The sequence below is a fragment of the Bradyrhizobium sp. SZCCHNS1022 genome (assembly GCF_032484835.1).
In the GTDB taxonomy this organism is placed as follows: Bacteria; Pseudomonadota; Alphaproteobacteria; order Rhizobiales; family Xanthobacteraceae; genus Bradyrhizobium.
Genome location: NZ_JAUETT010000001.1, coordinates 2,844,629 through 2,869,381 on the forward strand (window position 1 = coordinate 2,844,629; position 24,753 = coordinate 2,869,381).

At 64.2% G+C, this 24,753-nt stretch carries 22 protein-coding genes, 1 tRNA gene and 1 pseudogene; 11 read left to right on the top strand and 13 right to left on the bottom strand.

What is annotated here, in order from left to right; all coding sequences use genetic code 11:
• Positions 1-11 precede the first annotated feature (11 nt).
• Positions 12-1,001 (bottom strand): L-threonylcarbamoyladenylate synthase, encoded by a 990-nt coding sequence (locus QX071_RS12865; protein ID WP_315706878.1) that lies wholly within the window; start codon positions 999-1,001, stop codon positions 12-14.
• Between the two features lie 283 nt (positions 1,002-1,284).
• Here QX071_RS12865 and QX071_RS12870 point away from each other — a divergent pair.
• Positions 1,285-1,361 (top strand) — tRNA-Pro (locus QX071_RS12870).
• A 161-nt stretch (positions 1,362-1,522) separates the two neighbouring features.
• Here QX071_RS12870 and QX071_RS12875 read toward each other — a convergent pair.
• Positions 1,523-1,930 carry a hypothetical protein gene (locus tag QX071_RS12875; RefSeq protein WP_315706879.1) on the bottom strand — a complete coding sequence of 136 codons (408 nt, stop codon included), beginning with the start codon at positions 1,928-1,930 and terminating at the stop codon, positions 1,523-1,525.
• Between the two features lie 2 nt (positions 1,931-1,932).
• Between QX071_RS12875 and QX071_RS12880 the strand changes: the two genes are divergently transcribed.
• Positions 1,933-2,928, top strand: a complete 996-nt coding sequence (locus tag QX071_RS12880; protein ID WP_315706880.1) for a hypothetical protein — start codon at positions 1,933-1,935, stop codon at positions 2,926-2,928.
• Between the two features lie 425 nt (positions 2,929-3,353).
• Positions 3,354-4,220, top strand: a complete 867-nt coding sequence (locus QX071_RS12885; RefSeq protein ID WP_315706881.1) for a hypothetical protein — start codon at positions 3,354-3,356, stop codon at positions 4,218-4,220.
• A 740-nt stretch (positions 4,221-4,960) separates the two neighbouring features.
• On the opposite strand, the gene QX071_RS12890 is transcribed toward QX071_RS12885, so the two are convergent.
• Entirely contained in the window at positions 4,961-5,821 is an 861-nt protein-coding gene (locus tag QX071_RS12890) for a sensor histidine kinase (RefSeq protein ID WP_409997805.1), read from the bottom strand.
• Positions 5,822-6,260: 439 nt separating this feature from the next.
• Here QX071_RS12890 and QX071_RS12895 point away from each other — a divergent pair, with 439 nt between their 5' ends.
• The 4 genes from QX071_RS12895 to QX071_RS12910 are packed head-to-tail and all read left to right on the top strand — an operon-like array spanning position 6,261 to position 9,817.
• The gene (locus QX071_RS12895; protein ID WP_315706883.1) at positions 6,261-7,538 is read left to right on the top strand and encodes an MFS transporter; all 1,278 of its coding nucleotides are present in this window, start codon (positions 6,261-6,263) and stop codon (positions 7,536-7,538) included.
• A gap of 11 nt (positions 7,539-7,549) precedes the next feature.
• A complete protein-coding gene (locus QX071_RS12900; protein WP_315706884.1) occupies positions 7,550-8,251 on the top strand; it encodes a dihydrofolate reductase family protein in 702 nt (233 codons plus the stop codon).
• Between the two features lie 5 nt (positions 8,252-8,256).
• Positions 8,257-9,552, top strand: coding sequence for an NAD(P)/FAD-dependent oxidoreductase (locus tag QX071_RS12905; protein WP_315706885.1), 1,296 nt, complete (start codon positions 8,257-8,259; stop codon positions 9,550-9,552).
• Positions 9,545-9,817: a hypothetical protein gene (locus QX071_RS12910; RefSeq protein ID WP_315706886.1), complete on the top strand. Its 273-nt coding sequence runs from the start codon at positions 9,545-9,547 to the stop codon at positions 9,815-9,817. Before QX071_RS12905 ends, QX071_RS12910 begins: the two co-directional genes overlap by 8 nt.
• A gap of 110 nt (positions 9,818-9,927) precedes the next feature.
• Here QX071_RS12910 and QX071_RS12915 read toward each other — a convergent pair whose 3' ends face one another.
• Positions 9,928-10,812 carry a hypothetical protein gene (locus QX071_RS12915; RefSeq protein ID WP_315706887.1) on the bottom strand — a complete coding sequence of 295 codons (885 nt, stop codon included), beginning with the start codon at positions 10,810-10,812 and terminating at the stop codon, positions 9,928-9,930.
• Positions 10,813-11,134: 322 nt separating this feature from the next.
• Entirely contained in the window at positions 11,135-11,800 is a 666-nt protein-coding gene (locus QX071_RS12920) for a hypothetical protein (protein WP_315706888.1), read from the bottom strand.
• Between the two features lie 81 nt (positions 11,801-11,881).
• Between QX071_RS12920 and QX071_RS12925 the strand changes: the two genes are divergently transcribed.
• The gene (locus QX071_RS12925) at positions 11,882-12,628 is read left to right on the top strand and encodes a hypothetical protein (protein ID WP_315706889.1); all 747 of its coding nucleotides are present in this window, start codon (positions 11,882-11,884) and stop codon (positions 12,626-12,628) included.
• A gap of 595 nt (positions 12,629-13,223) precedes the next feature.
• On the opposite strand, the gene QX071_RS12930 is transcribed toward QX071_RS12925, so the two are convergent.
• Together QX071_RS12930 and QX071_RS12935 are read right to left on the bottom strand one after the other, a co-directional pair.
• On the bottom strand, positions 13,224-14,420 hold the full coding sequence (locus tag QX071_RS12930) for a PepSY-associated TM helix domain-containing protein (RefSeq protein WP_315706890.1): 1,197 nt from the start codon (positions 14,418-14,420) through the stop codon (positions 13,224-13,226).
• A gap of 174 nt (positions 14,421-14,594) precedes the next feature.
• Positions 14,595-16,679, bottom strand: coding sequence for a TonB-dependent siderophore receptor (locus QX071_RS12935; RefSeq protein WP_315706891.1), 2,085 nt, complete (start codon positions 16,677-16,679; stop codon positions 14,595-14,597).
• 489 nt (positions 16,680-17,168) lie between these two features.
• Between QX071_RS12935 and QX071_RS12940 the strand changes: the two genes are divergently transcribed.
• Complete coding sequence (locus tag QX071_RS12940) at positions 17,169-17,729, top strand: carboxymuconolactone decarboxylase family protein (RefSeq protein WP_315706892.1); 561 nt, start codon at positions 17,169-17,171, stop codon at positions 17,727-17,729.
• Positions 17,730-17,753: 24 nt separating this feature from the next.
• Here the strand turns inward: QX071_RS12940 and QX071_RS12945 are convergent, their stop codons facing one another.
• The gene (locus QX071_RS12945; RefSeq protein WP_315706893.1) at positions 17,754-18,005 is read right to left on the bottom strand and encodes a DUF3551 domain-containing protein; all 252 of its coding nucleotides are present in this window, start codon (positions 18,003-18,005) and stop codon (positions 17,754-17,756) included.
• 316 nt (positions 18,006-18,321) lie between these two features.
• On the opposite strand from QX071_RS12945, the pseudogene QX071_RS12950 reads away from it, so the two are divergent.
• Positions 18,322-19,460: pseudogene (locus QX071_RS12950) on the top strand (YihY/virulence factor BrkB family protein).
• Positions 19,461-19,814: 354 nt separating this feature from the next.
• On the top strand, positions 19,815-21,365 hold the full coding sequence (locus QX071_RS12955; protein ID WP_315706895.1) for an aldehyde dehydrogenase family protein: 1,551 nt from the start codon (positions 19,815-19,817) through the stop codon (positions 21,363-21,365).
• A gap of 54 nt (positions 21,366-21,419) precedes the next feature.
• Here the strand turns inward: QX071_RS12955 and QX071_RS12960 are convergent, their stop codons facing one another.
• The 5 genes from QX071_RS12960 to QX071_RS12980 all read right to left on the bottom strand — a co-directional run bounded on the left by QX071_RS12960 (position 21,420) and on the right by QX071_RS12980 (position 24,739).
• A complete protein-coding gene (locus QX071_RS12960; protein WP_315706896.1) occupies positions 21,420-22,556 on the bottom strand; it encodes a hydrolase in 1,137 nt (378 codons plus the stop codon).
• Between the two features lie 238 nt (positions 22,557-22,794).
• Positions 22,795-22,986 (bottom strand): hypothetical protein, encoded by a 192-nt coding sequence (locus QX071_RS12965; protein ID WP_315706897.1) that lies wholly within the window; start codon positions 22,984-22,986, stop codon positions 22,795-22,797.
• A gap of 156 nt (positions 22,987-23,142) precedes the next feature.
• Positions 23,143-23,382: a hypothetical protein gene (locus QX071_RS12970; protein WP_315706898.1), complete on the bottom strand. Its 240-nt coding sequence runs from the start codon at positions 23,380-23,382 to the stop codon at positions 23,143-23,145.
• Positions 23,383-23,516: 134 nt separating this feature from the next.
• Positions 23,517-24,137: a HupE/UreJ family protein gene (locus QX071_RS12975; protein ID WP_315706899.1), complete on the bottom strand. Its 621-nt coding sequence runs from the start codon at positions 24,135-24,137 to the stop codon at positions 23,517-23,519.
• The gene (locus QX071_RS12980) at positions 24,134-24,739 is read right to left on the bottom strand and encodes a HupE/UreJ family protein (RefSeq protein ID WP_315706900.1); all 606 of its coding nucleotides are present in this window, start codon (positions 24,737-24,739) and stop codon (positions 24,134-24,136) included. Before QX071_RS12980 ends, QX071_RS12975 begins: the two co-directional genes overlap by 4 nt.
• Between the last annotated feature and the right edge of the window lie 14 nt (positions 24,740-24,753).

Below are 24,753 nucleotides of genomic sequence, written 5' to 3' on the forward strand. Positions count from 1 at the left end.
TGCTTCCAGTGTTATCTCGGTGCGGCGGCGCGGCGCAGCCGGTCGTTGATGGCCTCGCCGAGTCCCTCATGCGGGATCGGCATCACGGCGATGGCGCGCGCATCCTTGGCGTCGAGCGCGCGAAGATAGCCGAAAAGATGCGTCGCTGCCTCCGCCAGGTCGCCGGTGGGGGACAGGTTCAGCACGGCCGCCGCGCGGTCCGCGCCATGCAGGGTTTGGGAGCCGAACGCGAGCAGCGCCTCGCCCGGGGCAAGCGATGTCGCTTCGAGCCGCACCGCGGCGCGCGGCGCGTAATGCGAGGCCAGCATGCCCGGTGCGGATGGCGCGGCCGCCTCGGCCGATGGCCGGGCGAGCCTTTCGCCGAGCACGGCCTCGATCGCCTCGGTCGGCACACCGCCGGGCCGCAACAGGCTGGGCTGCTCGAAACAGCCGACGATGGTGGATTCGACCCCGACATGCACCGGGCCGCCATCCAGAATCAGGTCGATCCGGCCGGTCAGGTCGGCCTGCACATGGGCGGCCGTGGTCGGCGACACATGGCCGGAGATGTTGGCGGATGGCGCCACCACCGGTCCGCCGAAAGCGGCGAGCAGGGTGTGGGCGAGGGGGTGCGCCGGCACCCGAATCGCGACCGTATCGAGGCCGGCCGTCGCGAGCTCCGCGACCGCACAGTCCGCGGTCTTCGGCAGGACCAGGGTCAGCGGCCCCGGCCAGAACGCCGCAGCCAGCTTTTCCGCGGTCGCATCGAATCGGCCGATCCGCCGCGCAGCCGCAAGGTCGGCGACATGGGCGATCAGCGGGTTGAAGGCCGGCCGGCCCTTGGCCGCATAGAGCCTTGCGATCGCGCCGGCATTGGCCGCATCGGCGCCGAGCCCATAGACGGTCTCGGTCGGGAACGCGACCAGCCCGCCGCGGGCCAGCGTCGCCGCGGCCGCATCAATCCCGGCCGAATCGGCTGGCAGGACTTCGGTTCTGGAGGCGATAGTCTCGGGTACGGACATGAATGGCAGCGATCAGCGTGATTTTTGCGGTTTCGGTTCAACTCCCTGATCGGGAGAGCTCGATCGGCCTCCGGCGTGGTTCGCGGGAGCCAATCGGGGTGGGTGGGCTCGGTTTCCGGCCGGACCGTACTCTCTCGCCGCGTCGCCTCCAATGGCCTTGCGGCAAAGCCTCGTTGCGGCAAGGGCTTAACTCGCCGCTGGCGGGAGATGATTTCCTTCAGATTTCGTTGCGCCAGTGCCTTGCGGAGGGCGAAACCCGACGCTATAAGCCGGCTTCCCAAGTCGGAGCGTGGCTCAGCCCGGTAGAGCACTGCGTTCGGGACGCAGGGGTCGCAGGTTCGAATCCTGCCGCTCCGACCATTTTGCCTGCCATGCCTCCAGTGCGGGTGACATTCCCCTCCAATCAATGCCGCCTCGGTTCGCGGCCAGCTAGGTATCGTATCCGGGTTGGCGTATCCGCGCTCGCCGCAGGGGCGCCGCTCGCCGGTTTCTGGAAGTGAACCGACGAGCCGTATGCCGCCTCAGCTGCCGTGCCCGGTCGGCGCGACATCGCCATGCGACGCCTGGCTGTCGTTCTTGGCGCCGTCAGGAGCGGCGGCGGGCGCGGCCTTCGCCTCCGGCGTCTTCGTCTCGGACGTGTTGGCCTCCGGCGCCGGGTTCTGCACGGCCTGCGGTGCATTCTCTGGTTTGGCCTCGGGCTTCGGCTTCGGCGCTTCGAGCAGCGCCGCGCGCTTGGCCTCGACCACGGGCTTGATCTTGTCGTTCGCGATGCGGAACAGGTAATCCTGCGCCGAGCTCGCAAACAGATAGACGCCGCCCGCTGCATCCTTCTTGTAGCGATAGGTCGCAGGCTTTGGATCAATTTTATCCGATCTTATCGGTCGTTGGTAATATCTTGCGCTTAGCGTGTACGGCGCGGAAGGCGGCAAGCATGTACGTTGTCAACAATTCATTGCGCGCATTATTGGTCGCACTGATCCCAATTGGTGTCGCCCATGCCCTCATGACCGCGATGGCTCTGCTTGGCGGCAAAGGTATGGAAGCTGAACCTCCCGCACCTGATCAGGTATTGACGTTCTACCTGACCCGCGTAGCCATCGATGGCGGTCTTCTGTTTGCAGGTCACCGCATGCTGAGGCAGCGGATGGTATCGAGCCGGGCGGCCTATGCATTGATGGGCGGGGCTATGGCTGCGATAGGTTACGCGATTGCACTCCGAAACAGTCTCGAACTCTCGCCAGCTATCCACGGTACGGCGCTGACGATCGGTCTTTTGCCAGCGATCGCGGGTATGCTTTCCGGCTTTCTTTATGGGCAGTTTGCCGGCCTGTCTCCGGCCGCTCGCTTTCCCACGCTTTCATACGAAGGGCTCGTGACCTCGCTTGCGTTCGACGGGCCCACTCGCGTTCGTACGTCGGTGGCCGGCATTGTGATTGCAGCAGTGATGCCGGCGGCATTGACGACTATCTTGTCTGCTACGGTTGTCTCGCTCCTGCCGACCTATTTCAACTATCTGACGGGCGGACCTGGGCCGGTTCTCGGTCCGATCGTTGCCGCGGCAATTCCCGCGCAGCTATTTCTGACAATCTTGGTCGGGACAATCGTTCCGGCGGCCGTCTTCGTTTTGTGCCTTCACCACATTGCGAGAGCGCTTCGTCGTCATCGCGCACGTGAATACGCCGCGCTTGGCGGCGCGATGGCACTGATATGCGCTTATCTTCTTGCGCCGCTTACGCCTTTCACGTCAGCGTCCTACCTCCTCATCCCAGCGGCTGGTTGTGGGACGATCATGGGCGCTCTGTATCGGCGGTTTGCCGGACTGGAGCCGCTCCCGTTACCCGAGGCCGTGATCGCAAATGATCCGGATGCGCTCGTCGGTGCCGATCATCCTGCACGGCGGCAGCACAATGTGATCCTCAGCAACTGAAGGCACTTTTATCCGAGAGAGGATCAACATGAAGGGACTTGCGGGGATAGGCGCTGCAATATTCATTGCGGTCGCCGTTGCGCTATGGTTCACGACGGCACCGGTAGTCGTGAGGATGGAAGCAAGCTCCCTTACGCCAAGCTCGGCCATGCCAACGTTCCAACCCATAACCGACGATCCTCAACTCGAGCCTATGTCGGAGAAGTCGAGGTAGCGTTCGGTCAACGTGGCGATCAGAGGACGCCCTCGGCTCCCTGAAGTGCTTGCGGGTCCAGCCCAGTCGGGTCCTCGGATCATAGGCCCGGACGATATAGACGCCTTCGGCGCCCAGCGCTGCTGCTATAAGGGCAGTCCAGCAAGAATCCAGCTCGAATAATGTGGCCGTCAGTCTTTTGGGGGGCGCTGGGTCCACGTATGTGCCGCACATGAGAAAGCGCAGATTGTCGAGGTCCTGCAAGATCGGACTTGTCATTGCCGCCATCGCACTCCTGTCCGTGCTTGCCTACGGCGAGTTGGTATTGGATTGGCGCGTCGCGAGCGCGCGGCAGAATATCCGTTTCACAATGGGTGTGACGCAAAGCGTAGAGATCGCCGAGTACAACAGCTTCGAGCACGCGATGCGGCGGAAATACGGTGCGGCGGTGGACACGAAACTCCCGCTCGATACGGGGGTCGCCGAGGTCAGACTGAACGGTGCGGTCATGGAGACGAACTCGGACTTGAAGCGGATCGACGGCGTCTACGGAATCTTCCTCCTTGGTTCGGACGACTCGATCAGGACGAGATTTCCGTTCGAAGTGTCTGCCGGTTTTGGCGCCGCAAATTCCAAGGCGTGGATAACGGAGCACCTTAAGAAGAGCTTCAGGAGAGCTCCGCAGATTTGGTTCGCTTTCGACGATAACGACTGGATGCTCGACCGTTGCACCGCAAGCCCAAGAGATCTCGGCCTTGGGCCGATTGGCACGGCTCTTCGTCTCCGCGGCGGGACCTCGTGTGTTACGATCTGGAAAGGCAAGCAGCTGCCCGGCAGCATGTTGATTAGCGTAACCGTCGCCGATGGCAATCCTTGGATGCGTCCTTTCACGCGCAGGCTCTGCCGTGCCGTCACGGAAGCCGCGCTCGGCCAGCTCACTTCGAAATCGGCTGATCGACCCAACTATGCGGCATGCGTGCTGATCGATCGTCCCGAATTACACAGCGCGCGCAAATCCTTGACTGTCGACGCCTATTCAATAGCGGAGAACGGAGACCTACATCGAATGGACTTCAGCCTGCTTGCACCTGCGCGTTGATGTTCATCCTGGCGTGGCAGGCGGCCGCCTAGCGCGCCACGGCTCGCTAAGCCCGCTCAGCCGGAACCGATGTTAAGGAGCGTGAGCTTGATGTCGGGTTTGCCGCTGATGAATGCAGCGCTAGATCGAATGGGCTCATCGGCCGGCTCAGGGGCGAAGTGCCGACTGAGGTCCCCGGAGGTGCTCGGAATGCTGGACAGGCGTCTAGGCCGGAAGACCGAATTTGTTGGCGATTTCAGTGCGACATCTTGCAAGACAGCCGGCGAGAAGATTTTTGTTTCGCTTTTTCAGAAATCATGCTATCTCTTGTCCGTCCCGCCTCATCGAAGGGGCGTACGCGTCGTCACGAACGTGGAGGCGGGATGCGGTGGCCGTGGTGAGCTGCGCGATGACGAGCGCAGCTTGTCGCGGACGGCCAAGCCGTGTGGTCCTGACACCCCGACGCTGGTGTTAAGCTTGCGACGACGCTGACGCGTCGCGCTGGTGATGGTGGCCAGAAAGCCCGGTGCACCAGGGAGATCACGGAGCATCCGTAAAGCCACCGCGCAGGGAAGGCCGGATCATCCGGCTGACCTGTGGTGACTGCCGCCTGCTTTTTTTCTGCAGGCGGGCCACGGGCCTCAGCCGAGGTCCGGCCTTCCCTGTGCCCTCATTGCAAGAGGGCGGACCTGCCGCAAAGCTCGGGCGCATCTGCGCTGCGAGGCCGCGTCGGCGCGTGGATCGTGGTGTCTAATGGTCGCTCAGCGTTGTTGAACCGTCTGCAATGCGAATTCGATGACATGGCGTATGCCGCGCTCATCGAACGATGTCTCGATCCGTCCGGATAAGGGCTTGAGGCATTGGACGATCAGCTTGGTGCCGAATCCTTTTCTCCGGGGATCGGGAGCCGCGCTCGAAACGGCCGTTGCCGTTTCGCTCCAGCGAAGCACGGCCTTCCCGTCCTGGGCCTGCCAGCTGACATGGACCGTTCCTTCCGGCGTCGCCAGCGCGCCATGCTTCACGGCATTGGTGACGAGTTCGTGCACGATCAACACCAGATAGCGAGCGACGTCCGGCGAAACGCTGACCTCGGGACCTTTGAGCAGGTATCGGTCGGACCCGTAAGGCGCGAATTCGTATTTGAGGATCGCATCGATAAAGGCCGCGTGCGCCTGCTGGTTGAGCACGAGGTCATTGGCGTATTTGATCGCCCTGATCCGGCCAAGGATCGCGTCTGCCGCTTCCGGTTGATCGATCAGCGCTTGCTGCACCACGGTCTGGATCACCGCAAAGGTGTTGCGGCCCCGGTGTTCGAGCTCACGCGCGACCAGCTCGTGCTCCTGCTGGCTCGCCCTCATTCGCAGCATGATGAGGCGGCTGTAATGGGTGAACACGAGCAGAAGGGAAACCGAGACCGCCCACGCGAGGAGCGGCCAGGACAGCTTGTCCGCAGTGAATGCGAACCTGGGCGTCATGAACGCCCAGCATGCGATGAGTGTCGATGCGATCGCGGCGCCGAAGGCAGCGGGCGCGCCGGCCAAGAGACCCGTCAGCAGGATTGCCGGGAAATAGGTCGCGAAAGGAACTTCGGTCCCGAGCCAGGGGACCAGCAGGCGAAGCACCGTGGCCGATAATACACAAGCGGCGGCAACGGTCGCGGCTCGCCACGACAGGGGGCGGGTCTCATCGGCAAACCTGATGATCTTGTCGAGGACGGCCTGTTGGTCTCTCCGGGGGCCTCCCGGCGTGCTCTGTCGGGAGAGAGAAGCCGCCAAGCCGACCACACAAAGACCGACTGGAGCTATCGATGATTGCGGCACGAGCATCACCCCATGCGGCCACAGCCGTAGCCGGCCTTGCGGCATACTGAATATAATGCTTCGAGAGTGTCAACGTTTGCGCGCGCCGACCCGGCAGGCGATGGGGATCGTGCCGCGACGCTGCCCGCTGGAACCCCGCCGTGCCACATGGGTTTCAAGTCGTTCAGGTCTGAACAATTGCTGCCTGGAGCAGGCCAGCGGAGAGCCGGAATTGGCGTTGGACATCGCAGGGGAAAAGCCATTGAGCGTCCAGCGTGCCGCATTTGCCGCCACCGTCGGCAACATGCTCGAGTTCTACGATTTCATTACCTACAGCTTCTTCGCGGTCGAGATCGGCCACGCCTTCTTTCCCGCGCATACCGCCTATGGCAGCCTGATGCTGTCGCTCGCGACCTTCGGCGCCGGCTTCATCACCCGGCCGATCGGCGGCATCGTGCTCGGCATCTATTCGGATCGGGTCGGCCGGCGGCCGGCGATGCTGCTCAGCTTCGCGCTGATGGGGATCGCGATCCTCACGATCGCGCTCACGCCGTCCTATGCCACGATCGGCCTCGCGGCGCCGGTCATCGTCATCCTCGCGCGCATGGTGCAGGGCTTTGCGCTCGGCGGCGAGGTCGGGCCGACCACCGCCTATCTGCTGGAGATTGCCGCGCCTGAGCGCCGCGCCCTGGTGGTGGCGTGGCAGCCGACGAGCCAGGAGATCGCCGCGACTGCGGGCGCCCTGGTCGGCGTCATCCTGAGCGGCGTGATGTCGCCGGAGGCGTTGGACGCCTATGGCTGGCGGATCGCGTTCCTGATCGGCGCTGCGTGTCTGCCCTTTGGACTGTGGATGCGGCGGAGCCTGCCGGAAACCATCCGGCGCGGCGAGGATGGATCGAAGGAGATCACGAAGTCGGGTCACCTTGCGCTGTCGCGCCGGCATCTCCGCCTGATCGTGCTGGCGCTGATGATCCTGGCGAGCGGGACGATCTCGACCTACGTCACCCAATACATGACGACCTACGCCAAGACCACGCTGAACGTCGCCGCGAACCTCGCCTTTGCCGTCTCGGTCGTCAGCAACGGCCTGCAGATCCTGGGCGCGATCCTGGGCGGGTGGCTGGCCGATCGTCATGGTCGCAAGCCCGTGATGATCTGGCCGCAGCTGGTCGTGCTGGTGCTGACCTATCCGATCTTTCTTTGGATCGTGCGTGCCCCCGGCGTCGCCTCCTTGTTGTTCGGCTTCGGCGTGCTGTCGCTGATCGGGTCGCTGCCCTACACTGCGTTCTATGCGAGTTTCACCGAAGCTTTGCCGCAGGAGATCCGCGGCGGCGTGTTCGCCACCATCTATGCCGTCGCAATCGCGAGTTTCGGCGGCACCGCGCAGCTCGTGGTGACCTGGCTGCTCCACGTCTCCGGCGATCCGCTGGCGCCGTCCTGGTATCTGTTGTTGGCTGCAGCCGCAGGGCTGGTCGCAATGAGCCTGATCCCTGAGACCGCACCTGCCAAGGTTGGCCTCGCCAGAATTGAACCGAATTGAACGAGGATGGCATGAAGCCGCATGTGATCTGCCTGATGGCTGCAAGCGTCGATGGACGCACGCTTCCGAGCCGCTGGCGTCCAAAGGGGGCGGCCGGCGATCTGTTCGAGCGCGTGCATGATCAGCTCGATGGCGACGCATGGCTGATCGGCCGCGTCACCGGACAGGAGTTCGCCAAGGGCAAGCCCTATCCGGCCACAACGGATCAAGTCTTTCCGCGGACCGCCTGGCTGCCCCGGCGCGACGCCGACGCCTATGGCGTCGTGCTCGATGCCAGCGGCAAGATTGCCTGGGGCCGCTCTGACATTGGCGGCGATCCCATCGTGGTGGTGCTCACCGAGGCGGTATCGGATGCGCATCTGGCCGGCCTGCGCAGCGAGGGCGTGTCCTACATCTTCGCCGGACGTACGCAGATTGATCTCGCACTCGCGCTTGAATGTCTCAATCGCGACCTCGGCGTGAAGCGGCTGCTGCTGGAAGGTGGCGGCGGAGCCAATGGCGCTTTCCTGCGCGCCGGGCTGGTCGATGAGCTGAACCTGATCATCTGTCCGGCGGTCGACGGCGCCAAGGGCGCACCGAGTGTGTTCGATTCGACCGAAGCGGAGGCCGATCAACGCGCGCCCGTTACCGAGATGACGCTGGAGAGCAGCCAGCTGCTGGACGGCGGTGCCATCTTGCTGCGATATGAGATCCAGAACGAGGCCTCACGGTAACCTTCATGGCGCGACCGCAGTCTGGGAATATCATCGTCATCGGCGCCGGCGCTGCCGGGTTGATGGCTGCCCGCGAGCTTGCGCGTGCCGGCAGGCGGGTGACGATCCTGGAAGCGCGCGACCGCTGCGGTGGGCGCATTAATCCGCTTGCTGCCGCAAGCTTCGGATACAGAGCTGACGGCGGTGCCGAATTCGTCCACGGCGAAGCGCCGGTGACGCGCGCTCTGTTGCGCGAGGCTGGGCTTTCCCTGGCGCCGGTTCAGGGACAGCGCTGGACAGCTCAAGCCGGACAACTCCATCTGGAGTCATTTGACGATACCGACGATGCCGCGCTTCAGCAGGCATTACGCGATGTGACGGACGATATGCCGATCGCCGAATTCCTGCGGCGATATTTTGACGGCGCGCAACATGAGCAGCTTCGGCACGCGATCCGGCGCATGGTCGAGGGCTACGACGCGGCCGATCCGGAACGGGCGAGCACGCTCGCTTTGCGTGAGGAGTGGATGGGCGGCGAGCAAAGCCGGCAGGCGCGGCGCATCGGCGGCGGTTATGGTGCGCTGATCGACTTCTTGGCCGCGGAATGCCGCAAACACCAGGTCGCACTGCATCTTGGCTCCGCCGTGGTCGCGATCGAAGCGGGTGATGGAGGTGTTTCGGTCCGCTGCGCCAACGGCGACGCCCACCAAGCTGATGCCATCGTCCTGACCGTGCCTCCGCCTCTCTTGAACCGGATCGCGCTGCCGCTGCCGGAGCGAGAGAAGGTGCTCGCGGCGGCCGACATCGGCTTCGGCAACGTCATCAAGCTCCTGCTGCGCTTCGACAGACGCTGGTGGCTCGATCAGCACGAGGATCTTGCGGATCTCACCTTTCTGATTTCAGAAGCGGAGATCCCGGTGTGGTGGACGCAGCACCCTGCAGATGCGCCTGTGCTCACGGGGTGGCTCGCCGGCCCGAAGACCGCAGCGATGGCTCATCTCGATGAGGATGGCTTGATCGATGCCGGGCTTGCCTCGCTCGCCGCGATCTTCGGCCGCGACCCAAAGCAGCTGAAGCGGATATTGGTGGCCGCGCGGGCGATCGACTGGGGCCGTGATCCGTACGCCGGCGGCGCCTATTCCTATGCGACGCCGGCAACGCGCGCGGCGCAGGCGCGGCTCTCGCACCTCGATGGCCGGCCGGTGTTCTTTTCCGGCGAAGCGCTCTATCAGGGGCGGGACATGGGGACCGTCGAGGCGGCGCTGGCGAGCGGGTTGGAGACGGCGCGGGCCATTGTTGGGACAGGAGATCGAGGTGACTGAGCTGGAAAAGGCCGAGCATTTCCTCGAGGTGCTGAAGTCGGCGCAAGCGGCTGCACCGCAGCCGGCGCTGCAGCTTCTGAACGGCCTGATCGGCATGGCCAAAAGCGCCGGCGGCGACCAGGAATTCGAGATCGATGAAGCGCGCTCCAGCGCGTTCATGTCGATCTGCGAGGTCGGCAAGGCGCTGCATCGCGGCCTGCCCACGAGCCCGCTTTGGGAGCATGCGCTGGCGGCGACCGAACGCTGGGTGAGCCTGGTCAGATGAAACTGCCAAGCTCCGCCGAACGCAGGGCTGCTTTGGGCGGAGCTCGGATCGTTGCCGCTGAAGCCCGGCATGTCAGCCGAGCTGGCTTTGGGGCTTTAGGGCCGTATCGGCTACGAGGCAATCCCTCCCAACATGTCGCGCCGGCGGCCGAAGCGATGGTTGGCATGGAGCATCCAGCCGGAGATCGGCAAGCCGTCACGGTGGCGTCCGCCGCTTTCGGCGCCCGCCCAGGCGGCCACCGCACCGAGCAGCAGCGCCGTCGCAACCGAGAAGGCGAGGATGACGGTGCCGGCACGTGCCCGGCCGATCGCGGTTTTGGACTCCGCGATGATGCTATCGACGCGGCGCTCCGCGTCCGGTCCCGCGAGCCCCGTGGTGGCGGTCACGAGCTGGACGAGATAGGTCCGATCGTCCGAACTGACGCCAGAATGGCTCGACGAGGTCAGCAGGATGCGCCCGGCTTCGGCACGCGCGGGTGCAAGTTCAGCCGTCGGCGGTCGCCGTGGCGAGCGGAACAAATGGTCCAGCTCGGAGCTGAGAACCGACGGTTCGGTGGTCGTAGACGGTTGTCGCCACGCGTTCGGACGGTTCACCGCGGAGGTAAGAGCTGCGGCGAGCGCCGCGCCGAGCACGACCGCGAGGGCCCATGAGGCGACACCGTGAAGGCCGTCACGCCGCTCGGTGTCGTCGCCGCGAGGTGCTTCGTAGGGCGTACGAACCCGGCCCGCCATGTAGCCGCCGCAGCCGAAGCTGATCAGGGATTGCAGAATCAGATAGATGCCCGACAGCAGCCAGAGCGCGACCGATGCGTCGCGCCAGGTGGGCGCCGCCGAGCTGACGCCGAGACCGACGGTTGCGGCAAAGGTGATGAGAATGGACGAGACCGCAGCGGCGGTCAGGGCTCCCGCCACGATCGGCGTCCATTGCAGGGTCCAGCTGTCCAGAGCTGGGCGAGCGGGCGGCGCCGTCTCCGGCGAGATTGCTTCGATGGTCATGGCCGCAGCGCCTCAGCGAAGACCGAAGAAAGACAGGATCGCCATGATGACCACGATGAGGCCTATCAGATAGATCAGTCCGTCCATGTTGTCCTCCTCCTCAAGACGGGTTCGGTTCCTATCAGTAAGGTCGGACCACAAGGTTCCGGATTTGATAGCGCCCTGAAGCGCTGTGCACGTCGTCTGCGATGGACGTGCCGCTGGGGCGCTCGCGCGGATTGCTACAATGCACAATTGCGCAGAGCGGCGTGGCGCTCCCGCGCCAAGATCGACAAGGACAAAACTGATAGACGGGGGCTGCACCGACCTCGATGGTGGAAGGTCATCCCTTCTTGCTGTGCTGCTCCATGTAGGCCTTGGTATGGTGATGCACCGTGCCATCGCTGTCGCGGTATTCCCGTTGCTTCAGCGAGCTGTCGTCGTCCGATCCCTGCGCGCGATCTTCGCTCCGGCCGCCGCCGTTTCCATCACCGGAATGCCGGGCTGCACGATGATCGCCATGCTCGCGGCGTTCCGCTGTGTCGCGTCCGACAATCTTGCTGAACAAGCCGCTGGGATCATAGACCAGCGCCAGATTTCGCTCCTCGAACTCGGTGAAGAACTCGTCCCACGAGATCTCGACCAGATTGCCGTGTTCGGAGTTCGGTGCGTTCGGGAACATGATGCGGATGATGCCGACATCGTCGCCCTTGTGCGTGCGATCGACGGCTGCCGGCTTCCCGCCTTGTCGTTCGGCCCATTGGCGGATCGCTTTGTGATCGGTGGTGACTTCGGCCATGGGGGATCCTCCGCCTGTTTGCGTCTGAGGTGGTGAATGTCCGTGATGGCGCGATGTTCCTGCCGGCACATGCCTGTCGCGAAAAAGCACCGCGATTGTGCCGGCGGTAATTGCCGGCGCAAAGGATCGTCCGCAGCTGCTAGTGGCGTCTTCCATATGTCCGATCGCCGCCACACGTCGGTGACGACGACGGGAATCCATGGGTTCCATGCCGGCTTGCCGGTTTATTCTTGTTAGGTATGTATCATTGTGGTTGCATAGGAATCGGCTCGTGTAACACGGGGGGATTTTATGGATGGAGCTCTAGGAACCGTCGAGCGCTGCCTCGCAGACGAGCTTACAGATCACGCAGTCGCAAGCATTGGCTCTGCGGCCTATTTCGCGGATCCGTTTCCGCACATCGTCTTTCGCGATTTTTTTCCCGCTGCGTTCTACCGCGAGATGGTTCGCTCTTTTCCCACCACCGGCTACGAGCCCATCACCGCGACCGGCACAAGGGTGGCGCTCCGGCTCTATGGCAATCATCTGGAGAAGATATCGCCCGAGCTACGGTCCATGTGGACTGCCGTCTCGCAGATGCTGACCTCCGAAGCGGTCGCGCGGGCGATCACTCTCATGCTCAAGGACGGACTCGAGGTCCGCGCCAAGGGCGACAAGGTCCGTCCTGAGGAGCTCGATTTGATTGCGAAGCCGGTCATCTACCGGGACAACGACGGATATCGCATCAAGCCGCATCCCGATACGCGTAAGAAGGTGGTGACGATGCAGCTCTATTGTCCGGCTGATGCCAGTCAGGAAGTGCTCGGCACCACGCTTTATCGATCCTCGCTGAAGGGGCTCTTGCACGTCGGCTCGTATTGTCTCGAGCCGGTCAAGACGATTCCATTCCTGCCGAACATCGGCTACGCCTTCGTCGTCTTGAAAGCCTATCATTCGCTGCTCGGGATGAGTTGGCACGGGCGGCCCCCCATCGCCACCGCCCGGCCGCGGATGTCGATCCTGAACACGTTCTATCGAAGTGAAACCGAAGGATTCTGAGCCGTCACTGGGGCGCGCGACGCAGCACAACCTCCGCTAATCTTATCGTGCTCGGCTTCCCGCCGAGCGCGGCTCGAACGCCGATCTGCAAGCGTCGCTCAGATATGCCTTGCGCTGTCGCAGGCAGTCTTCGACCCTGCCAGCATCAGGGATCTCGCCGCTGCAGTACCGGAACGCGTCCGAGGTGCATGCCGCCCGTTGCTCGGGCGTGCCTCGATTGTCCGCACGATCGTCTTGAGCCATTGCAGCCGGTCCGCAGACCCAGGCGACCAGGATGGTCGCGGCGACGCTGAATTTCAGCAGGCGCAGCTCGTCCTTTCCTCGTTTCGCTGGGGACCGCCGACCTGCCAAAACCAGGTTCGCGGCTATGTCGTGGGAATCGCAACCTTTGAACCGCGGCATGGCGAACTCGGTCTTGGCAAGTCGAGGAGCGTGGAGTGAAATATACCGTATCGTTTAATACGAGGAGCGCCGTAGGAAGTCAACCTGCGAGGAGCGGGCAAGTATTCTCGACCGCGTTCGATCAGTTGCGGCTGTGTGCCAGTGAGCACGTTCGCTGGAACGCGAGAAAGTGCTGGCAGCCTGCTCGCGCTGTTCATTCACCCGTAACGAGGCTCGGGGTGGGCGTGCGTCGTCTCAGGTGCCGGTGACGCCGGCGCGACAGGTAGAGCAGGACGCCGGTGACGAGGAACAATGGCATCAGGGCCGCGGCAAACATGAACAGCAGTTTACCCGGCCAGCCGAGGATGCTGCCGCGGTGAATATCGAGCACGCGGGCCAGAATCCGCTCGCCGGTCGTCTTGTCGGCATAGCGTTCGGAGGCGACGATTTGGCCGGTTGTTGCATCGATGCGGAATTCGTCGCGTGCACCGTCGAGTCCGTCGTGGTGCCATGATCGGACGCGGATGACCGTGCCCGCGCCCGATGGCAGGATCAGTTGCGCCGTGACGAAGCCGTTCGGCTGCGCGCGCAGCAAGGCCTCCCACGCGCGATCGAGGTTCAGTGGCGCCTCCGGCTTAGCGGCACTGGCGTTCGCATCGGTCGCGCGCGATGTGCGGGACGGTTTGGAGGCGATGGCCGCAGAAGCCGTCTCAGGTCGCGACAGCAGCCAGGTTGCGCCGGCTTTGTACCATTCGAACGAGTACCACAGGCCTGTCAACGCGATCACCAGATAGATCGGCAGGAGCCAGGTGCCGATCACCGCGTGCAGCGACCAATGCAGGCCGCGTCCGCTCAAGGCCAGGTTGGGCTTGAGCCACATCTTGACGCTCGTGACGCGATGCGGCCAGCGCAGCACCAGCCCCGAGATCATAAGGGCGATCAGGCCGAGCACGGTAACGCCGGTGATCTGCCGGCCATAGCCGTTGCCGTCGCCGGGGATCAGTAGCCAGCGGTGCAGTCGGCGCACGGTGGCAAAGAAATCTGCCCCCATGGGCACGCCGAGCACATGGGCATCATATGGATCGACATAGACCGAGGAGGGCCGCGCTCTGCTTTCGCTGCGTGGAAATCGGACGAGCACTGCGGCCGCCGGGTTGTTCGGGATCGTCAGGCCCGACACCCTGCCGAAGCCATGCTCCGCCTGCAGCCGCGCTAACAACTCGTCCGGTGCGAGCTTCGCTGCGGCGCGCGCTTCGACCTTCATCAGCGAGCGGTTGAGGCTCGCCTGAATCTCATCCTCGAAGCTCATGATCGCGCCGGTGATCCCGATCACCGTCAGCACCAGCGAGAACACCAGACCAATGACCGAATGCAACTCCAGCAGCGCGGCCTTGACGAAAGACTTGACCATGTACGTCGGAATCTGCGGGCGTGGCGATGTCGAGATCAGGAAATGTTCTGCAGGCGCAGATGGTCGCCAGCGGCTGAACCATAGCGACGCGTCCTTCGACCCGCCACCCAATCCGGTACCATCCAGTTTGTAATAGCTCTAGCTTGACAGCCCGTGCGCATGTTCCGCGATGCCTCAGAATTTCACTGTCGCCGAGAGCGACACGCGTCGTGCATCGCCCATCGCGACGGTCAGGATGCTGTTGGCCGACGGATAGTAGACGGTGTCGAACAAGTTCTTGACGTTGAGCTGATAGATCAGCGGCAGGTTTTGATATCTGGTCTCGTAGGTCGCGAAGATGTCGGCGACCACATAGGACGGCAGCACAAAGCTGTTGGCGGCATCGCCCGGCCGGTCGCCGACATAGCGCGCGCCGGCGCCGAGCCGCAGCCGGCCGGGCAGGGCGGTTCCGAAATCGTAGACCAGATACAGCGAAGCCGTGTTGAGGGCGACGTTCTGCAGCTTGTTGCCCGCATAGGTCGGATCGTCGATCACGCGCGCATCGGTATAGCCGTAGCTGCCGATCATGCTCCAATGGTCGGATAGCTTGCCGGTGGCGTCCACCTCGACCCCGCGTGAGCGGACCTTGCCCGCGGCGCTGTACTCGGTGAGACCGGTCGCCGTGTTGAGCTGGGAAACCAGCACGTTTCTCTTGTCGATGTCATAGATGGCCACTGTGCCGGAGAGGCGTTGGTCGATATCGAATTTGAGTCCGGTCTCCCACGATGTGCCCTCTTCAGGAGCGACGTTGGAGCCGATCACGACGCCCCCCGTCAGCGGAGCGATCGTCGAGCTGGGCTTGAGCGATTGAGTATAGCTTGCGTAGAGCGAAAGTTGCTCGTTGAGCTTGAGGATCGCGCCGCCGAGCGGCAGGGCCTTGTCGCCGGCCAGATTGGTATTGGTCACGAATGGCCGGCCTTTGCCGGCCAGTTGTTCGTAGTCCATGTACCTGACGCCTGCGACCAAGGCGAGCCGCTCGGTCAGATGCAGCGTGTCCTGCAGGAATAGCGAGTATTGGCCGAGCTTGTCGGTTTGGTCGCTGTCGCTGGCGGAAACCGTCGTGCCAGGCTGAACCAGGCCGTAAGTCGGATTGTAGAAGTTGAAGCTCGCTGTCGCCTGCCGGATCATATCTTGCCGATAGATCGTGCGATACTGCGCATCACCTCCAACCAGGATGTCGTTGCGCAGGCCGCCGAGCCAAAAGCCGCCCTGCAGGTAGGACGTCCCGTAGCTCACCCTGGAGAGCGCGCCAGAGGTGCCGTCATCGCTGCGCTTCTCGACTCCGGTCCTGGCGTCAACCGAGGTGATCCGGAGCTGGTTCGCGTTGTAGGTCTCGGTGTTGTAGCTGTACGCCGCTGTGACCTTCCAGTCTTCGCTGAGTTTCTGCTCGACCGAGGCCTGGATCAGCTCGGAGCGGCCCCACATGTTGTTGAAGGGCTCGTCGAGGCGGCGGGTTGCCGGAATGGCGAGCGGCGCCTTCGTCGTCGAATCGAACGCTGTGCCGCGGTCGAACGGGTAGATGAATTCGCGATGCTCGTAGTTGAGCTGCACCGTGGTGCTGTCGCCGTACCAGGCCAGCGAAGGTGCCACCAGCATCTCGCGGTGCCGTCCGAAATTGCGCCAATAATCCTCGCTGACGCCATAGCCGATGAAGCGATAGGCGAGGCCACCATTGCCGATCGGGCCGGTGATGTCCATGGTGCCGTCCGCGCCCGTGCGGCTGTTGGCGTAGGCTGATCCGAGCAGGGTGATCGAGCCGTGCTGGTAAAGCTCCGGGCGCTTGCTGATCGTGTTCACGATGCCCCCGGGATCCATGATGCCGTAGAGCAGCGAAGCCGGTCCTTTCAGCACCTCGACGCTTTCGACTGCGGCATTCAGGCTGCGGCCCTGCACCAGCGGCATGCCGTTGCGCATGATCGAGCCGTCGCGGTTGTCGCCGAAGCCGCGGCGTATCACCGCGTCCTGGGTGCCGGCCAGCGTGTTCGTCTGGGTAATGCCACTGACGTTGATGAGCGCGTCATCGAGGTTGCGCGGCAGCTGGTCCTTGAGCACCTGCTCGGGAACGACATTGACTGCTTGCGAGGTGTCGAGTGGCGAGGCGCCGCTGCGCAAGGTCGTCGCGCTGGGCATCGCGCGATAGCCGAGTTTGGCTTCGGTGAGCGCTGCGGCTGCAGCGGCAGCGCGCTCGGAGCGCGTTGGCTCGGCGCGAGCCGGTGGCACGGTGTGCCCCGGCGTCGCAGCCGCTCCGACCTGGCGCGGAGAATCTGCAGTTGTTCGTATCATCTTCCGCTTTGGCGCCGGGGCATCCACCGTCACCGCCGGCAGTGTCGATTGCGCGTTGGCGCTTGAGGTTGGAGAGAGGATATCGGCCAACAATGCGACGGTGCCGGCCACGGCATTCAGTCGCTTGCCGACTCGATCGCATGGGGCGCCAAGCCGGCAATCAGTTCGTCTCGTCACTTCAATTCACTTCCACGTCCACCAAGGCTACCAGGTGCCTCTATCAGTCACCGCGGCTCATGAGAATGTCGCGTGGACTTGAATTGCTCTAAGAGAGACGTGAAGGTCGTTGCATCGATGTTGAGCAGGCGCCGCCGTGCCGGACTTCGGCTCGCCGGCCTCGCGCGCTGCGATCACACGCGTCACGGGAACTTCACTTGATTGCGTGCGCAATTGCAGTCAGCGTTACGACATCAACAGGAGAGCGACATGCGTTTGCCGATTGTCAGCCCGGATGAACTGAGCGACGAACAGAAGCCCCTCTACGAGGATATGAAGAAGGGCATGCGGGATCACTTCAAAGGGTTCGTCAACCTCCGCGCCGATGGCGCATTGCTCGGGCCGTGGAATCCGTGGCTCCGCGAGCCGAAGTTCGGCAAGCCGGTCTGGGAGCTGGTGAAGGCGATGGTCGCAGCGCCATCGTTGCCGGCGGCCGTGCGGGAAGTCGCGATACTCGTGACAGGGGCACACTTCCGCTCGGCGTATGAGCTTTATGCCCACGTTCTCGTCGCCGAGCAGCGCGGATTGACGGACGAGAAGCTGTCAACGATCGTTGCGGGCCAGCGGCCGGTCGACCTGACCAAGCAGGAAGCCGTTGCCTATGATGTCGCCTCGGCCCTGGTCAATGGCGGCGTGCTGCCTGAACTGACCTACCGCGCGGCGGTCGAACAGTTCGGAACGCATGGTGCGGCCGAACTGTCTTATCTCGTCGGAGTCTATTGCATGGTCTCCGTCACGTTGAACACGTTCGACGTGCCGGTCCCCGACTGACGCCGCGCGAGGAGCCGTGGCTCATCAGCGATAATAGCCACGATACGGGCCGCGCTGGCGGGCGTAGGCATGTGCAGGATTGATGCCGCAATAGGCATCGGTTCCGGATGCGGACGCCTGACACTGCTGGTAGGTGGAGAATTGGCAGTTGCCGGGATAGCCCCAGATGCGGCCCTGCAGGCAATAGCGGGCCTGTCCGGCGTCGGCTGGCGACAGCGAGGCGAAGCCCGCGACCAGCGCGAGCGTGGAGAGGGTGGCAAGCAACAGACGGCGCATGGAGTGTCTCCACAGAGGGTGAATATGATGGCCTTTCAACGCGGTGTGCCTCGTCGCCGTTCCTCCCGCCGCGATAGCTTGGGATCTGTTGTGATTGGGCGGTGATCACTTGGCGATTGCACTGCGATCCAATTTGCCGATCTCATTTGGCGGTGGTCGGTCGGCGGCACTGACTCCGCCATGACAGGCGGGTGGTGCCGACAACGGTTTAGTGTCGCTTACGCCTGGTTCAGTTCATCCGTGTGCCGCTCTACGTGGCGTGCGGGAACAATCCAGGATGGGTCCGGTTGCTTCACGCATAAGCACGGACAATCACATGTTCCGACGGTCCAAATCTTCCGGCGCGAGTGAAGTCGCCGCGCAACCCATTCGCTTTCCGGGTACCGGCAGCGTGCTGGCGTTGCTGGGTCTTGCGGTCCTGGTCCAGTATCTCGGTCAGCGCCAGACCGATCGCGGACGCTCCGGCCGGGGACAGGAGCTCGGCCAGGGATATGGCCAAGGATCCGGCCAAGAATCCAACCAAGAACTCGGCCATGGCCGGTTGGCCAATTCGCCGTCGGAGATCCCGCCGCGCGGATGGAAAGACGTTCTTGTCCGGCTCTACGAGGACGTCAGCGAGCACCGCGTCCTCGCCTTCGCCGCGGGCATGACGTTTTACAGCCTGCTCGCCATCTTTCCCGGCCTGGCTGCGCTGGTCGCGATCTATGGGCTGTTTGCCGATCCCGCGAGCATCGCTGCGCATCTGGGGCAGATGAACGGCATATTGCCGGGCGGGGCGATCGAGATCGCGCGCGACCAGCTGACACGGGTCGCATCGAAGGGATCGCAGGCGCTCAGCATTACGTTCGTCGTGAGTCTCGCGATTTCCCTGTGGAGCGCCAACGCGGCGATGAAGTCGCTGTTCGACGCTCTCAATGTCGTTTATGGCGAGCGCGAGCGGCGTGGCTTCATCAAGCTGAATGCGATCTCGCTTCTGTTCACGGCGGGTGCCATCCTGTTCGCGATCATCGCGCTCGGTGCGATCGTGGTGGTCCCGATTGTCTTGAATTACGTCGGGCAGTCGAGCGCCGCTGATAGTCTGCTTCGCATCGGACGCTGGCCCGCGATCTTCGTCTGCGTCGCGCTGGCACTGGCGCTGATCTACCGCTATGGCCCGGACCGGGAACGGCCGAAATGGCGCTGGATCAGCTGGGGCAGCTCGCTCGCGGGGGCGCTGTGGCTCGTGGCCTCGGTGCTGTTCTCCTGGTACACGGCGAGTTTCGGCAGCTACAATGCCACCTACGGCTCGCTGGGCGCCGTGGTCGGCTTCATGACATGGCTCTGGATCTCCGCCACCGTGATCCTGGTCGGGGCCGAACTGGATGCGGAGCTGGAGCGTCAGACACCACCACCGGTGCGGCCAAGCCGATCGGCACGCGCGGCGCCGTGGCCGATACGATCGGAGCTGCGAGCTGATCCGGCCGAGCTCGTCTTCGCATTGAAGTCGTCTGACCAGAAAACTCAGGAGCCTGGAGTGCGGTGGTCAGACCGAGCGTCCGCAGAGTCTCGGGCCGCGGCGCCAGCGGTAGGAAGACGCCGCGTCGGCCATCGGTCGCTGCCTTGGCGAGCAGCGCCCGCCAGATCGAGGCGATATCCGGGTTGCGCCTCGCTCGTCGCGGAGGGTGCCTAGATGTAGAACTCGGACGCGCCCGAGATCGATGCCGCGCGTGCAAGGTGGTCGCGCCAAGGCGCGATCTGATCTATCAACCTGGTCGATAGAGCCTTCCGCCGCGCCTCAACGGCCAGGTGAAGCGACCAGGAGTTCTCGCGATGTCCCCCATTCCTGACATGCATCCGAACCTTGCATCCGAAGCCGCCGCCCTGCTGACGGCCCTCGGTATCGCAGCCGACAGCATCACAAGCGGTACGCTTGCCGCGCATTCACCGATCACTGGCGAGATCCTTGGCCATGTGCGCGAGAGCAGCGCCGCCGAGGTCGGGCTCGGGATCGAGAAGGCGCATGCGGCCTTCCTGCGCTGGCGCCTGGTGCCGGCACCGCAGCGAGGCGAACTCGTGCGCCTGTTTGGCGAGGAGTTGCGTGCCCACAAGGCTGAACTCGGCCGGCTGGTCTCGATCGAGGCCGGCAAGATCGTGTCCGAAGGCCTTGGCGAGGTCCAGGAGATGATCGACATCTGCGACTTCGCCGTTGGCCTGTCGCGCCAGCTCTATGGTCTCACCATCGCGACCGAGCGCGCCGAGCACCGGATGATGGAAACTTGGCATCCGCTCGGGGTGACCGGCATCATCTCGGCATTCAATTTTCCGGTGGCGGTCTGGGCTTGGAATGCGGCGCTGGCGCTGGTCTGCGGCAACAGTGTCGTCTGGAAGCCGTCGGAGAAGACGCCTCTCACGGCGCTTGCGACCGACGCCTTGCTGGCGCGGGCGATTGTCCGATATCGGCGCGAGGGCGGACAGGCACCGGACGGGCTCAGCGCCGTGCTGCTCGGTGGCCGTAAGGTCGGCGAGATGCTGGTCGATCATGCCCGTGTGCCGCTGGTCTCCGCCACGGGCTCCACGGCGATGGGGCGCGTTGTCGGCGCGCGCCTGGCTGGCCGTTTCGCCCGGGCCATCCTGGAGCTCGGCGGCAACAATGCCGCGATCGTGACGCCGTCCGCCGACCTCGACCTGACCTTGCGCGCGGTCGCGTTCGCCGCGATGGGCACAGCCGGACAGCGCTGCACGACGCTGCGCCGGCTGTTCGTGCATGCGGACGTTTACGACCAGCTTTTGCCGCAGCTTAAGCAGGCCTATGCGTCGGTGACGATCGGCAATCCCTTGGAGGTGGACACGCTGGTCGGGCCGCTGATCGATGCCAGGGCCTATCAGGCGATGCAGACGGCGCTTGCTGCCGCGCAAGACCACGGCGGTGCCGTGGTCGGCGGCGAGCGCGTCATGGTTGGCGGCTGCGAACAGGCCTATTACGTGCGGCCCGCATTGGTGGAGATGGCGGCGCAGGCCGAGCCGGTGATGCAGGAGACCTTTGCGCCGATTCTCTATGCGATCCCGTATCGCGATCTCGGCGCGGCGATCGAGATGCACAACGCGGCGCCACAGGGCCTGTCTTCCTCGATCTTCACCAACGATCTGCGCGAGGCCGAGCTGTTTCTGTCCGCATCCGGCTCCGATTGCGGCATCGCCAATGTGAATATCGGCCCGTCCGGAGCGGAGATCGGTGGCGCCTTCGGCGGCGAGAAGGAGACCGGCGGCGGCCGCGAATCCGGCTCGGATGCGTGGAAGGCCTATATGCGCCGCGCCACCAACACCGTGAACTACGGCCGCACCTTGCCGCTCGCACAGGGCGTGAGGTTCGATATCGGGTGAGTTCGGCGCATAGACGGAAGGACGGGCGCCCCGGTCGCTTGCGCCGCCGGGCCATCAGTTCTGGGGAGATAGATCGATTCCAGCGAACGCGGCGCGAAATCCGGGATCGGCCCACAATTCACGCATCGCCTTGTGCATGCCACCCTCGGACAAATGGATGGCATCGACGAAATTGTCCGGATCGTCGTCGATCGGCGAGTGAGCGAGATCGAACAGCGGGATGCCCAGGCGAGCGAGCCACGCCCTGGTCTTCTCGCTTTCGAAGTCTCGCCAGGTGCCGGCTTGCGAATGGTAGGACTCGTCGTGGTCCAGCAGGTCGACCCCGGCACGGATCAGGGGCAGTTGCACGGCAATGAGCCTGATCCCGCGCTCGCGTGCGATTTCGGCAAGCTGCGCGATCGGCGTCTGCAGGCGCGCGGACATTGCGGCGCCGGCCGGGACCGAGCTCGCGAAGAAATCGGCCGAGCGATAGTGCTGATGGGCGGAGTCGATATGTCCTGCCGAATAGACATAGGAACCGTCGCTGCGAAATCCCTCCTCGGCGCGGACGCTTTCGGGGCCGATGAAATTCGTCGGAGCGCTGCGATAAGCCTCGAACGGGACACGATTGGCTGCGGCGTTGCGGAGGAATGTGCCGAGACTCGCCATTGCATAACGGAACGGACGGTCGTGGATCATCGTCCGCGTCGTCGCGAACCAGCGCTCCCATCGCTCGGTGAACAGGAAGTAGTCGAGCTCCAGGATCGCAACGCGTGGCCGGGACTCGCGGGTTGCCCGGTCGAAGACGTCCAGGAGCTGATCGGTGGTCCAGGCGGTGAACGACAGGTTGTAGAAGCGCGCGGGCCGGAACATCTCGGCGCGGAAGCCCCCGGCGCGCGAGCTGCCGAAACACATGATCTCGGGCTGCTGCTCTGCGACCCGGGCGAGCTTGAAGGCGGCATTGTAGCGCAGGTCGACCGGCAGGATAACGGCATCCGGATTGCGGGTCTGGATCGCTGCGAGTTGGGCCGGTGTCGCGAGCGCATGGAATGGATGCGCCACCCAGATCAGCGCCACCGAGAGCGGCAGAACGAGGATGAGGAACAGGACGGTGATCACCACGATATAGCGCCGAACGATGGTCGCGTCGGATCGGACAAGGGGCGTCGTGGCCGCATCGTCGGTGCGCTCGCGGGCGTCGTTCGATCTCATCAGAACCAATATCCTCGGTCCGCTGGGACGCGCAGCTTACGGCGATTCCGGCGGGCGACAAGAGCTCCGCGCGGCGCGCTCACCGGAGCCGGGCGAGGTGAACCCGATGGATTACGCCTTCTTCCGGCAGCAATGATGCTGGAACTGCTTTGGAGATTCGTGCGTTGCGCTCTGACGAAGGCGTCAAGGAGGTCGGTAATAGCCGCAGCAAGGTCGAGCGGCGGCGTTCGCGGTGAACTCAGTGCGGCCGCTTTGGCGGCTGCAGCGATCCTTTGGTCCAGCCGATCGCCTTCGGTGAGTACAGCGGATCGGGACCGTCGCAGGTCGGACAGATCAGCTCCGGCTCTCCGTCGTTCTGCTCGCGCGTGGCGAGCGGCCTGCCGCAGGTCGGACACGGCTTGCGTTGTGGCGGCTCCGGTGGCTTGGCCAAGGTGCGATCTCCCCATCGGGTATCGAGCGTAGGCGAGAGCGGCTCCGTTGTGGAATCACTTATGTGAGTATCCGCGGTGCCGGTCCTTGCAGCCGCCACAGCTGCCGGCTCGGTAGTATTGGACTGCCGTTCGGGTCCTCTGAGTCCGAACCGCGATCATGTCACGTCTTTATCGCAGTCCGGGCATGTGTCTCCGATGGAAGCCAGTACGTCTTCGACAGCAGCGATCGCCACTTCTTTAGAGATTCCCGGTGGCATCTCGTCGCAGGCCATGATGCGTGCGCGCGCACGGGTGTGCGGATCGGCGCGATCCTGCATCCAGCCATGCGTCTCGCATTCACGGATGGCGCCGGCCTCCAGCAACACCGTGATCGCCCAACGCTCCAAACTCTTCATCGCAGAGCGCTTACGATAGGCATCTGCACCTCGCTCCGAAGAGAATCTGCCGTGCCCCTCTGCTGTTCCTCCTCCGCACAGGGCAGGGATTCCCAATTGCAGGCTCCGCTCAGCGCGGGACGGAGCGACCGGTCTTACGAGGCGAAGGCGAGGCCCGCCATCATCAGTCCGATTGCAGCGATCCAGCCGCCCAGCGCCCGGAGCGCGATACCGCGCCAGGCTTTCGAACTGTCGGCGAGCGGTCCACGGAAGGCGAGCGTCAGCGCCATGATCAGGGTGATCGCGGCATAGCCGGCGCAGGCCAGGCCGGACGCAAACAGCAGCCGATCCGTCTTGGGGGCGAGGTCGCTGGCATTGGCCGCACCGCGCAGCACGGCCATCGCGAAGGCCATCACGCACAGCAGGATGGTCGGCACGCGTGCAGCAGCGGCCAGCAGCAGGCCGAGCACGACCGCAATAACGGCGTCAACCGCGGGATTGGCAGCGATCGCTCCGATTCTTTCGCCGAGCGCGAGGCCTGCCAGCAGCCCGATCGGAAACACCAGCACGAGCCAGCGCCCGCGCAGTGCACCTAGCGATCCCGCGAGCAGGCCTATGGCGAGCCAAAGCAAGACGTCCTGCAGGTCGGTAAGAGGGTGCAGCGCGCCGGCATAGAAATCGCCCAGCCGAATCGCGACGATATGGGCGTCCGCCGCCTGCGCCTGCGCGAGCAACAAGGCGGGTGCGATCAGGCCGGGCTTGAGAGCGCGCCTCATGCGAAGGCTCCGAGGCTATGAACGAGAAAATAGCCGCCGAGCAACGCGATGACGGCGCCAAGGCCCTGCACTACGCGCTCGCCGGCCGGCCAGCGCGTCAACGTGCCGATCACGATGCCGCAGAGATGCAACAGGCCGGTGGCGACAACGAAGCCGATGCCATAGGCAAGCGGGTTGGCGGAGCCGGGCAGCTCGGCGCCATGGGCGTGCCCGTGAAACACCGCGAACACTGCGACGACGGCCGCCGCAGCAGCAAATGGCAGCTTCAGCCGCAGCGCGACGACACCGCCAAGCACCAGCGCCGAGAGCGCGATCACGACCTCGGGCATCGGCAGCGCTACATGCATGATGCCGAGCACGCCGCCGAGGGCCATCACCAGCGGGAAGGTGATCGGCAGCACCCAGATGGCGGGCGCGCCGAGCTGCGCGCCCCAGATGCCGACTGCGACCATGGCGATCAGGTGATCGGCGCCGGTCAGCGGGTGCAGCAGTCCGGCGGCAAGGCCGCCGCCGACATCGGCCTGCTCATGCGCCAGCGCGGGTTGGGTGAGGAGAGCGGCAGCCGCGGCGAGCGGCAGCGTGCGGAGATGTCGCAGTGACATGATTCGATCGCGGG